The 13435-nt window shown below is 53.3% G+C and carries 4 protein-coding genes; all 4 read right to left on the reverse strand.

What is annotated here, in order from left to right; all coding sequences use genetic code 11:
- Positions 1-3 precede the first annotated feature (3 nt).
- From ACQE3D_RS21025 to ACQE3D_RS21040, 4 genes are read right to left on the reverse strand one after another with little or no spacing between them, the layout of a single operon-like run.
- Positions 4-903 (reverse strand): cupin-like domain-containing protein, encoded by a 900-nt coding sequence (locus ACQE3D_RS21025; protein WP_313730591.1) that lies wholly within the window; start codon positions 901-903, stop codon positions 4-6.
- Positions 896-8098: a non-ribosomal peptide synthetase gene (locus ACQE3D_RS21030; protein ID WP_313730589.1), complete on the reverse strand. Its 7203-nt coding sequence runs from the start codon at positions 8096-8098 to the stop codon at positions 896-898. Before ACQE3D_RS21030 ends, ACQE3D_RS21025 begins: the two co-directional genes overlap by 8 nt.
- 15 nt (positions 8099-8113) lie before the next feature.
- Entirely contained in the window at positions 8114-11389 is a 3276-nt protein-coding gene (locus ACQE3D_RS21035) for an amino acid adenylation domain-containing protein (RefSeq protein ID WP_313730588.1), read from the reverse strand.
- Between the two features lie 18 nt (positions 11390-11407).
- The gene (locus ACQE3D_RS21040) at positions 11408-13411 is read right to left on the reverse strand and encodes a carbamoyltransferase family protein (RefSeq protein WP_313730587.1); all 2004 of its coding nucleotides are present in this window, start codon (positions 13409-13411) and stop codon (positions 11408-11410) included.
- Positions 13412-13435: the final 24 nt, after the last annotated feature.

Raw genomic sequence — 13435 nt, forward strand, 5'->3', positions numbered from 1 at the left:
TTGTTAACTTTTTTTAAATTGATAAATAAACCGATTAAAACGCAACACCCATCGCCAGGGAAACAAATTCATCGCTTGGATTACAAAGCCCCGTATCGTTTGGAAACGGCGGTGCCAAGGCTTCACTTTCCAAAAATGATTGCAGGAGCATACATAACCTTCACCTTGCGCAATAACCTCGTGCCACCATTGAGTCGGTATAAACAAGAGCTGGCCGGGGCTTAGTACCACCTCAAACCGATCCGCGGCCGCCTTACTAAAATCGGGATAGGCGTCAAGATCGGGGGCTAGGCTATTCACCTGACTCACCCAGAAGGGTAGAACATCGTAAAATCCAAATGGGTAAAGATGCTTGCTTTGTTTCGGCGGATACAAAACCACTCGTTTTTCGCCGTGCATCATGATCAACGTACCGTCGCCGGGATCGAAATGCATCGGTTCGACATGGCCAGAAGCTCCTAACCACAAATTTAACGAAGCCTCCGGAATAATCGGCTCGAATCCTAAGGTTTCAGTTAAAAACCGCATTTCATCGGCAATCGTTTTGACGGCCTCGCTATCGCCGATAGGGTTTTGCGCCAAATACAAATTCCTGGATTTTGCACTGCCATCGCGTAAATGCGCGGCAAAATCGCCCATCGTCATCTGAATATGGTCACAATACTTCGTCCATTCTCTTCTCGGTGCATCAAAATGGCCCGATCCGTAATCGCGTACTTGAAATTTCCTTCCATCTAAATGCTTACATAAAAAATCCAGATCCCAATCGACGGTTTCGGCCAAAAAGTCCGTGATAACCAGCGGTTTTCCGGGAACTCGATATTTCCGATTGAATTCTTCCCGGTTTAATTCGGCAACGCTTAAACGATCGATGGGTTTGCCAGCACTGGGTGCATTAGTCATCACTTCCCTCATGGGCTTCGGATTGCTCTAACATTTCTTTGATCAAGCGAGCGATGTCCCCGACGTGCGGCGGCTCCATCATATTTTCATGTTGTCCCGGCAACCAACGTAAATGAAGTTGCAAGCCTGCCACTTGTCCCCAAGCCAGATAATCATCCGCGCTGACACGCCGACTACCGTCCCGGGCCCGGATCAAAACCACGGGCGCTTCGATCTTTGGCGGGAAATAAACCATCTGTAAATTACATCGGCAAACGTTGAAATAACGTTCGATGGCTTCGTTGTCCATCGCCCTGGGAACGAATCCCGCCTGCTTAGCTTGGCTAAACACTTGCGCCAATTGCTCCGCTCTCGGCAACCGCCTCAATCGCTCGCTCTCGAAACCCAATGTGGGAAATAACGCGACCAATAGTTCGGCATCGTCGGTGTTTTGCGCCGTTTCGGCCGTCAACGACGGATGCGCGGTATCCAGCAAAGCGACGAATTCGACCTTGTCGCCGCTTTTCTCCAATTGCCGAGCGACCTCATACGCCAAAAGCCCACCAAAAGAATAGCCTAACAGCCGATAATGTCCCTCCGACTGAACAGATTTAATAAACGGCAAGTAATAAGACGCCAATTCCGGCAATTGCGTGATAAGCGCTTGCTCCGACTCCATGCCCGGCGCTCGCAGCCCGTAGACCGGCAGGTCTTCGGGCAAGGACTTAGCCAAGTCGTTATAACAAATGACGTGTCCCCCGACGGGATGAAAACAAAACAATGCCGGATTTTCCCCTTGGCGCTTTAAAGGAACTAAGGGCGACCACTCCGGCGATAGCACATTGTCGTTCAGTAACTGGCTTAACGCCGAAATCGTCGGGGCCTGAAAAATAGTAGCTAGGGGTAGCGCTTTACCGAAGGCCGACTTGATTTGAGTCATCAAGTCCAAGACCAGCAAGGAATGACCACCCAACGCGAAAAAATCCTCATCGACCGAGACTTCCCGGTCAATGTCTAGAATCTCTCGCCAAATCGCCGCCAGCGTCTTTTGTACGAACCCGGTAGGCGACATCTCCGGGGACAAGGAGCGCTCCAATTCCGGTTCGGGTAAGGCCTTCCTATCGATCTTCCCGTTCGCCGTCAGCGGCAGATGCTCCAAAACGACAATCGCCGAAGGCACCATGAACCGAGGCAATTGCCGTCGGGCGACATCCAGCAAGCGGGTTTCCAGCACTTGTCCAGCGGCAGATGCAATATAAGTCACCAATTTCCGGTCGCTGGCAGCCGCTTCACCGACCGTCAAGACGACGCAGTCATCGACGCCGGCCACCGATTTTAAAACCGCTTCAACTTCGCCCAACTCGATGCGAAACCCTCTGACCTTAACTTGGTGATCCAAACGGCCGTGATAAATTAGCCTGCCTCGGTCGTCGTAGCTCACCAAGTCGCCCGTCCTATATAGCCTTTCCCCCGCTTGCGCACTAAAAGGATTGGGAACGAATTTTTCCGCGGTCAACGCCGCTTTGGCGTGATAGCCACGCGCCAAGCCCATGCCTCCCAAGTACAACTCGCCCGGCACGCCCGGCGGCAAGGGCTGCATATAGGCATCCAGCACATAGGCGCAGCTATTGCCGATTGGGCGCCCGATACTGGGTTGGGCATTCACCTGGCGCAAGCAATACGTCGAATACGTCGTATCTTCCGAAGGCCCGTATAAGTCGTACACTTCCTTGATGTGCGGTTTCGCGTATAGCCTATCGACCAATTCCCCGGACAACGGCTCACCAGCCAAATTAACCGTTGTTACCGTATCGGGTATCGCATCGGCTTTCAGCAGTTCCTCCGCCGCGGACGGCACGGTATTGATCAAGGTCGGCACGCATGCCGGGCATTCCACCAATTCGAGCACGTTACGCAATAAAACCAAGGTTCCGCCACTGGCGAGAGTCAGGAAAATTTCGAAGACCGATAAGTCGAAACAGATCGAGGTACCGGCCAACACTCGACTCAATTGTTCAGGTCGATAAACGCTTCTAGCCCAAGCGATCATGGCCAAGGCATTCGCATGAGTAATCGCCACGCCTTTAGGTTTGCCGGTCGAACCCGAGGTATACAACACGTAAGCCAGATTTTCGGCTCTTCGCTCGGGCAAGACCTGAACGCCGATCTCCGGCAAGGCTTGATCCAACAGAATTTTCGAGGCCCCAGCCAGCCCCGGAATGGCGTTGGCCAAATCCGACTCGGTCAATAACAGCAAAACCTTGGCATCGGCCAACATATGCTCCAGTCTGGCACTGGGGTAATCCGGATCTAACGGCACATAAGCCGAACCGCTTTTAAGAATCGCCAACATCGCAACGATCAAACGCGGCGAACGCCTTAAACAAACCCCAATCAACACCTCCGGGCCGGCTCCGAGACTCACCAACACATTCGCCAAGGCATCGACGCTATCGCTTAGTGCTTGATAACTGAGTTGAACATCGCCCTGAACCAAGGCGATCTGGTCGGCGGCATTCGCGACACTCCGCGCGAATAAATCGTACAAACCGGCGGCGGCACCGAACGGCATCGCATTTCGGTTCCAATCGACAACAACTTGCTTGTACAACACCTCGTTAATCAGTGAAAAATCGCCGACCCGCTTGTCCTGTCCACCTGGGAGTTGCTCAAACAAATACGCCAGTCCGTCGCACAATCCTTGCACTTTATCGGCCTTGAACAAATCGGCGTTATATTCGAAAGTGCCGATTAGGCTATTCCCACTCTCGTGCATTGCCAGGGTCAAATCGAACTTCACGTCTCTGCTGGCCAAAGTCAGCGGCTCAATAGTTAAGCCATTCAATTCAGGTGTTTGCCGCGCGCCATGATGAAAAAGAAACATCACTTGAAACAAAGGCGTGCTTGAAAGATCGCGTTCAGGCTGTAACGCTTCGACCAGTTTTTCGAACGGCAATTCTTGATGGGCAAACGCGTCGATCACCGTCGCCTTAACTTGCGCTAAAAACGCCGACCATAATGGATTGCCCTGGATTCGATTCCGCAATACCACGGTATTCGCGAAGAAACCAATCAAATTTTCGGTTGCCCGGTGACTACGGTTGGCAACAGGCGTACCGATGCCGAAATCGTATTGGCCGCAATACCGCGCCAAAAATAGATTGAAACCGGCCAACAACAAGACAAAAACCGAACAGTGTTGCCGTTCGGCCTGCTGCTTTAACGCCGACGTCAGCTTCGCATCCAGCGTAAACGACGCACTTTGCGCGCGAAACGTTTGGATTGCGGGACGCGGGAAATCGCTAGGCAAGCTCAAAGCCGGCGGCATATCCGCCAGGGTAGTCCTCCAATAAGCCAATAATTGCTCCAAGCGCCTGGAATCCAGCCTATGTCGTTGCCAGACTGCGTAATCCTTGTATTGAAGCGATAAAGCCGGCAAATCGGCCTCAAGCGCCGACCGGTACAAAGTCAGCCACTCTTGCATGAATACGCTTTGCGACCAGCCGTCGGATATGATGTGGTGGTTATTAACGACCAACCAATGGCTTTGCGCGCCGGTTTTTACCAGCGCGATGCGGATCAGCTGCAAACGGTCCAAACGGAACACATGTCGGCTTTCTTGCGCCAGCAATTGCTCCAATTTCGACTGCTGCGTTGCACCATCCTCCGAAGACCAGTCCAGACTTTGGAAGGGTAACGGGGTGGCAGGCAAGATTTTTTGCCTCGGCCGAGCATTTTTCAGCACGAAAACGGTGCTCAGGCTGTGATGCCGCTGAATAATCCGATCAAAGCAAGCTTGCAAGCGCTCGACATCCAAGGCGCCGCCGATGCTCAACGCAATCAGCATGTTATACGCACTGCTTTCGGGATATAACTGCTGTAAAAAATACAAGCGTTCCTGAGAAAAGGACAGCGGATAATCGTCGGCGTCGGCCGCGACGCCTAACTCAAAACCGTGTTCCCGCCCGCTAGCGTCGATTGCATCGGCCTGTTGTCGCAAGGTCGAATGCTGAAATAAGGTTCGGACATCGAGTTTGACTGAAAACTCGCTGAGAATACGGTTGGCCAACTGCATGGCCAACAGCGAATGTCCACCCAATGAGAAAAAGTCGCTATCCCGACTGGCCCGAACCCCTAATAACGCCTCCCAGATTGCCGCCAACTCAATTTCGGTAGCAGTCGCCGGCGGCTCCTGCGAAACCCCTTGTTGATAATCCGCCGCATCCGGCTCGGGCAGGGCTTTATCGTCGACTTTGCCGTTTGGATTCAGCGGCAGTTCCGGCATCTCGACCAAGGCCGCCGGCAGCATATAAGCCGGCAATTGCGCTTCGAGATAGCGGCGAAGGTCCCGAACGTCGATCTGCCGCCCAGATATAGCACTGAAATAAGCAATCAGGCATTTCCCTTGTCCGGCGATCTCTTTGACCCGAATGTAACTCTGCTTGATTGGCGGATAAGCGTTAACCGCCGTTTCGATATCGCCCAATTCGATACGGAAACCCCTGATCTTCACCTGATGATCGGCTCGGCCAACGAACTCGATCATGCCCACGGCATTCCAGCGGACGCTATCGCCACTGCGATACATGCGCTCGCCAGGTTGACAGGAAAAAATATCCGGCACGAATTTAAGCGCCGTCTCCGCGGCTTGATTCAAATAGCCGCAAGACAAACCCTCGCCGGCAATGTAAAGGTCGCCAACGATCCCCTCGGGTACAGGCCTAAGCGCTTGATCCAATACATACAGACGAGTGTTTGCCAAAGCCGAGCCGATAGCGACGGTTCGCGCGTTGTCGCCGACCGTTTCGATCTCATACCACGAAGAAAAACTGGTACCTTCCGTTGGCCCATAAACGTGTAAAAAGTGCTCGGGCTTGCCATGCTTCAACACTTTTTTGACCTGTTCGGGATCAACCAACTCGCCACCGAACAATAAATACCGCAAGCCTAAAAAAGCATCGGCCCGCTGCTGCACCATTTGATTAAACAGCGCCGTCGTCAAAAACAACGCGCTAATCCGGCTTTGGCGTAAAAAATCGACAAACCGGTCGGTAGACAAACTCGTATCGCGGTCGGCAATTTCCAGACTGGCACCGTTCAGCAACGCCCCCCAAATTTCAAAGGTCGCCGCGTCGAACGCGGTATTGCTGACCTGCGCGATTCGGTCGGTCGGTTTCAAATCGACATAATTGCTGTTTAAAACGAGTCTGGCGATGGCCAAATGCTGAATGCCAATGCCTTTAGGCACGCCGGTGGAACCCGAGGTAAACATCACATAGGCCAAGGCATTGGCCGGCACGCCAACTGCCGGATTCAAGCTGGGATAGCCCAGTAAATCCAAGCGGTCCAATATCAATAACTTGGCGTCGCCGAAGACTTGCGCGTTGTCCTCCAAAGCGCTTTCGCTCAAAATAACCTTGCAATCGGCTTGCCGGTACATCGCCGCCAGTCGCTCCAGCGGATAAGCCGTATCGAGCGGTAAATAGGCCGCGCCTGTCTTTAAAACCGCGAGCATCGCGACCACGCAATCGCAGCCTCGCTCCAAATACAATGCCGCCAAATGGCCTGGACTCAACCCTTCTTCCAGTAAAAGATACGCTAATCGATTGGCCTGCTCGTCCAGTTGGCGATACGTTAAGCGCCGCTGTCCATGAACCAAGGCGATCTGTTCGGGCCGCTGTTCAACTTGTTTTTGAAAATGTTGAACCAAATTAAGCCGGCGAGGAAAATCGCTGGCGCAATTGTTCCAGTCGTAAATAATGCGCTGGTAATCTTCGGCGGACAATAAATTGATGTCCTCGATCAACACCTCCGGCTGAAGGACCACGGCATCGATAATGCGCAAGTATGATTTCGCCATCCGTGCCAGGGTTTCCGGCAGAAACAACGCTGTCGCGTATTCGAACAAGCCACTGAACGACTGGCCTTGCTCTTGTATCGACAGGGTTAAATCGAATTTCGCCGCGTTTCTGGGCGCGGGAATCATCTCGACCGATAAATCCGCTAAAGACGTGCTGGCGACGGTTTCGTTGACGTAGGTGAACATGACCTGGAACAACGGGCTGTATGCTTCGTTCCGTTCTGGTTGCAGGGCATCGACGACTTTCTCGAAGGGCAGATCCTGATGGCTATCGGCGGCAAAAAAAGACTGCCGGGTTTGCTGCAAGACTTCGACAAACGATTGCTTATTCGAGCACTCGACTTTAATCGGTAAGCTATTGACGAACAAGCCGATCAAGTCTTCCAGCTCTTTTTGATTCCGCCCGGCGAACGGCGTGCCGATCAAAAGCTGACGCTGCCCGGAATATTTCGCCAGCAACACCGCAAAGGCACTCAACAGCAACACAAAAACCGACACCTGCTGTTTTTTGGCTAAGTCCGATGCCCTGGCCCTGGTATCGGCATCGATAGCAAACTCATAACACCCGCCCTGATGGTTGGCGGTTTTCGGACGTTTAAAATCGCAGGGCAAATCCAAGAAATGAGGCACATCCTTTAAATACGCTTGCCAAAATGCCGTGGCCTGCTTACCGGCATCAGAGTTCAAGTTTTTTTGCTGCCAAAGCGCGTAATCGCCAAACTGAATCGGCAGAGCCGGTAAATCGGCGCGCTCCTGCCCGAGGCCGGCGCGATAAAACGCGGCAAAATCGCGCATGAACACATTGGCCGACCAGCCGTCGCTAATCAAATGGTGCACGCAACTGGCCAGCACATAGTCGCACTCGGCCAATTTGACCAAGCGTACGCGGATTAAGGCCTCGTGCTCCAAATCGAATCCACGACCGCTCATCTCCAGTAACACGGTTTGCAAGTCCTGCGCCTGCCAGTCACTACCGGTTAAATCGACGACGTCCAGCTTAAAGGGCTGGACCGGTTTAATATCGATAAAAAACCCCTGGTCGTTCTGACGGAAATGCGCGCGTAATATTTCATGGCGCTCGATCACGCAGGCCAATGCCTGTTCCATGCTCTCGGGCGCTAGCCTCCCGTGCAAACGCAAAAATACCGGGATATTGTATAAACTGTCAGATCCGCTATAGCGCTGCAAAAACCACAAGCGCTGCTGGGCGGAAGTCATGGGTATCCGCTCCCCCGCCTCTCTGCGCGGAATCCCGAGCTTTGCGCCTTGCTCTTTATTCTTGGCCGACAGCTTCTGGAACAGCAGCGCTTTTTGGGCCGGGGTTAATAGCGCGAGTTTATCTTTCAAGTCAGTCATAAAACCAAAACCGCCCTAAAGCAAATAACTCGTTTGATCGTCGGACAATCGAGCCAAATCACCGAGCAAGTCCGCTTGCTCTTCGACGTCGAGCGCATCGAATTGGGAAGCGAGTATCCAATCCGCTTGCCGTTTAATGCTGGGATGTTCGAAAACCACGCGCATCGGTAACTCCAAGTCGAATTCTTGTTTGATCCTGCTGACGATCTGAGTTGCCGTCAAAGAATGGCCGCCCAAATCGAAGAAATTCTGTTCGGTGCCGATTTCCGGCACTTGCAAAACCTCTCTCCAGATGCGTAACAAACTTTCCTCTATCTCGTTTTCGGGCGCCAGCAACGCCCCACGGACGATCCCGTCGTCGGCCACATCGGGCAAGGCACGGCGATCCACTTTGCCGCTGGGCGTCAAAGGTAATTTATCCAACATCAGCCATTTCTGCGGCACCATGTAGTGCGGCAAGCGTTGCGCCAAATAATCCCTGACCTCCGCCGCGTCAGGCCGGTCATCGCCAACGACCAAATACACCGTTAAATAACCGTCTTCACGTTCGCCCTTGACGGCGGTGACTACAGCCTCCTTCACGGCGGGATGAGTATGCAAAGCCAATTCTATTTCCGCCAAATCGATCCGAAATCCCCGAACCTTGACCTGATGATCGTTGCGACCCAGAAATTCGAAACCATCCGCCAACGTAAACCTTACTTGGTCGCCGGTTCTATACAAGCGACTCCCCGGCTGCTCGCCGAAAGGATCGGGCAAAAAATATTCCGCCGTACGCGCCTTATCGTTCAAATAACCCACGCCAACGCCAGTTCCGCCCACGCAAAGCTCCCCCGGCAGACCGAACGGCAGCGGATTCAAGGCTTCGTCGACCACATACAAGCGAGCATTGCCGATCGCCTCGCCAAGCGGTACCGTACTTTGCCAATAGCGATCGACCTGATCGATGGGGAAAAACAGGCACACATCGGCGCATTCGGTCGGCCCGTAACTGTTGACGACGGTTGTCGTCCGCATTACAGACTCCAACCAAGGTCGAATCCGTCCCAAGGCGATGGGCTCGCCGCCGAGAAATACATATTTCAACGACGCCAGCGAACCCGGCCGGCCGGCCGCAATATCGGCGAGCGGGTAGAAGGCGCTAGGCGTCGCGTTGATCCAACCGATTCGGTAGCGATCGATTAACTCAACGATCAAGGAAGGATCGTATTCCGGCTTCTCGTATAGATATAAAGTGCCGCCGACTACGAGCGGCGCGAAGAAATTTTTTTGGGTTAAATCGAAGCTTAACGACGTATAAACCAAGGTCGATGTCGCTTGACGCAAATCGAAATCGGCGACATACCAATTCAACACCAAGTTGGCGAAACTGCGGTGTTGCACCCCGGCCCCTTTCGGAACGCCGGTCGAACCGGAAGTGAAGATCATATAGATCAATTGCTCGGCGGCGATTTCCGGTAGTTTGTGCCCGACCGGACCAGCCGCCAATAAATCTTCGATATAAAACAGCGCCAACGTGCCGTTATCGCTCAAATGAGCCAGAGCGAACGATAAGCTCCGCTGCGATAACACATGCTTGATGCCCGCTGCGCCGACCATCAATCGGACCCGTTGCTCGGGATATTTCGGATCTATCGGCACATAAGCGGCTCCGGCCTTTAGGATCGCCAACATCGCAACCAACATGTCGACGCTGCGTTCCACACACAGACCGACCAAGTCGCCGGGCGCGACGCCGGCGTCGGCTAAGAGCCGAGCCACATGCGAGGCGCGTTGCCCCAATGCGCCGTAGCTCAGGCGCTGGTCGCCGCAGACCACGGCGGTCGCGTCGGGATGCAAGGCCATTTGCCGTTCGATAACTTGCAAAACGTTACCGTCTTTCAGCTCTGGCTTCCGGCCGCGATTCCAGGCCGCCAGTACACCGTGGTATTCGCCGACCGCCATCAACGGAATGCTCCCCGGTTTTAAGGCTGCATTAGCGGCAACGGCCTCGCAACAATTGATGAAGTGCCGTCCAAAGGCATCGATCGTTTCCGGCTTGAATAAATCGGTGTTGTAACCGAACTCCAAGCTGATATCGTCGGTATTTTCCGACACCATCAATGCCAAATCGAATTGCGCATTGCTCCGCCGCAACTGCAACTGCTCAATGACGACCCCTGGCAGTTCAAATGCCTGCTCCGGCGCGTTTTGATAGCTAAACAGCGTCTGTATCAGCGGCGAATAACTTAAACCGCGCTCCGGTCTCAGTTGGTCGACGATTTGCTCGAACGGGCAATCCTGATGCTCGACAGCCGCCAACAACAGCGCTTTTACGTGATGCAGCAATTCGCGAAACGTTAAATGCGGCTCGATACTGGCGCGCAGGACTAAAGTGTTGACGAAAAATCCGATTAAGGGCGCCAATTCGGGTTGGTTCCTGTTGGCGACCGGCGTGCCGACCACCAGATCCTGTTCCTGGCTATAGCGATGCAGCAAAACGAAATAGACGGTTAACAACACCATGTTCATGGTGGCGTTTTCCCGATGAGCCAAGGTTTTCAACGCCGCCGTCGTTTGCGAGGACAGCGCGAGCATCAGGGTTGATCCTTGAAATCGCTGCACCGGCGGCCGGGGATAATCGCTTGGCAACGCAATTAACGGCGGCATGCCGGCCAACTGCCGTTGCCAGTAAGCCAACTGCCGCTCCCTAACGTCGCCGCTAAACCATTCCCGCTGCCAAATGGCGTAATCGCCGTATTGAATGTCCAAGGCCGGCAAATCGGCTACCGGTCGATTTTCCTGATGGGCGCTGTAGAATTTCATCATTTCGTCGACAAACACGCCCATCGACCAACCGTCGGAAATAATATGGTGCACGACCGACAGCAACACGTGCTCGGTATCCGAAAGAGTCAGCAGCTGCAACTTAATCAGCGGCCCTTTTTCCAAATCGAAAACCATGCCCGCCAAATCGGCGGCGAGTTCGCGGCAAATTTGCAGTTGCCGGTCTATGTCGGCTTCGGCTACGACCTTTTGTTCCAATATTAAATCGCTCTCAGGTTCCACCCATTGACTAGGCTCACCGTTTACCGTGCGAAAAGTGGTTCGCAAAATCTCATGCCGTTCGACGATTTGCCGCAAGGCGGCTTCCAAGGCCAAGCAATCCAAGGAGCCGGTCAGCCGCAGCGCGCCGGTAATGTTATAAGCCGTACTTTCCGGCTGCATCTGTTGAAAAAGCCATAAGCGCTGTTGCGCGAATGACAATGGGAAAAAATAGGATTGCCGTGGCACCCGCGCCTCTTCGTTCATGGTGATGCTCCTCTAACGTTAACCGACAGCAGAGGGGGTCAAAACGATGTAACGCGATGACCATAATTCCTGAAAGGCCTCGTAAAGCGCCGCTTCGTTATCGGAACCGACACCTGCTCGCGCCATCAAGGTTTGTATCGGCATTTTGCCGTCGGCCGCTTGCAATACGCGATAGAGGTCATTGGGTATTAGCCGGCGCGAACTACCGCCGTAATTCCATTCGATATAGCTTTGTAGCGACCGGTGCTGGTTATCCCGGTAACAATCTTCCTGAATCAACCGTGCCGCTTTGGGCAAGGCCGGTATCAAACTCTTCAGTTCGGTCTCGCCCCAGGCTTTTTTTGTCAGCAAACAATCGCCGACGACCAAATAATCCAAGCCTGACGTCAGGTAGCAGACCATAGCGTCGTCGGCACTATCCACGATCGGTTCGGCATGGTTATTGAACGAGGTATTGAGCACCATCGCAATGCCGGTTTTTTGCCTGAAAGCGTCGATCAATTCCCAATACTCTGGATTATGAACTTTACTGACCGTTTGTAACCTCGCGCTACCGTCAATGTGAGTAATCGCCGCCAGGGTATCTCTATGCGCCGACTTGACCGGCAAAACGAAGGCCATGAACGGAAAGTCTCGCTCGTCGCCCGGCACGTCGAAAAAATCGCCGACATATTCTTCCAACACCGACGGCGCGAAGGGTCGATAACTTTCGCGCATCTTAATCATTGCGTTAATGGTCTCCTTATGCGAACCCAAACGCGGGTCGGCGATAATGCTGCGGTTACCCAAGGCCCTGGGACCAAACTCGGAACGCCCTTGCACCCAGCCGACCACTTTGCCCGCTATCATCAAGTCGCTAACCCGGTCGGCGCGATCCGTCATTTTTTCGATGGTCGCGAAAGCTTGCCATTTAGCCAGGGTTCGGTACAAATCGTCCCCGGCCAAGGTCGGCGTACCCCAATAAGCGTGCGGTACGCGTTTAAACGGCAGCTCAGGCAGGCTGCAATGCGCCGCATACATCGCCGCGCCGAAAGCGCAACCGGAGTCGGCGGCAAAGGAAGGCGCAAACACTTTTTCGAACAAGCCGGACTGCATAATCTTGCCGTTCATACTGCTGTTTTGCCCGACTCCGCCCGCCAACGCCAGCCTCTTATGTCCGGTCGTTTGCTGAAAATGACTCAACATATGCATGACGATCGTTTCCAAGGCTTGTTGCAAGGCAGCGGCCAAATCTTTATGGATTTGCTCGAACGGCTGATCGCCATGCCTCGGCATTAAGGCTTCGTATAAGCCAACGATTTTCTCGCGGTGCAAGGTGTAATCGCCGTTCGGCAATAGCGTATAGAATCCGGAAAACTGATCAGCGAAACGGTTGGCGTCACCGTAAGGCGCCAATCCCATGACTTTATATTCATCAAAAATTCTGTATCCCAGAAAGCGGATGACGTCGAGGTAGAAAAAACCCAGGGATTCGTGCACCGGTTTGGTCATCAAGGTGTTAAACGTATTCGCCCGCACGTCGACCACGGTTGTCGACACATTGTCGCCGGAACCATCTATGGTCAACACCAAGCTCTGTTCGAAGCCCGACATGTAATAAGCCGTCGCGGCATGAGCCAAGTGGTGGTTGACGAAACTAAATTTCTCGCGCGGTAGATCGACGCCGAACTCGCGCCTGAACAAGTACTGATACATAGCCCGCCCATCTTCGACGGCGGCCATGTCGGCTTTGACCAATCGCAGTTGCTTTAGCGACTCGTCCAAAAAAGCTTCGCTGACGTAAACGGCGATTAGGTCCAGCTCCTCTAAGCGAATATCGGCTTGTTGCAAACAAAACCGAACTGAGGAATGCCAGATTTTATTGGTATGTTTAATCCGGTTTAAGCGCTCTTCCTCTATGCCGGCGACGACCTCACCGTCCCGAACAATAACCGCCGCGGCATCGTGCAGCAAATCGGCGCCGAAATCGAAAAACGATTCGTACAACCGATCGAAACCGCCTGCCAGACCTAAAATTATCACGCTAACTCCTCTTTTGTTGTTTCA

The sequence above is a fragment of the Methylomonas sp. MS20 genome (assembly GCF_050275925.1).
GTDB classification, from domain to species: Bacteria; Pseudomonadota; Gammaproteobacteria; order Methylococcales; family Methylomonadaceae; genus Methylomonas; species Methylomonas koyamae_A.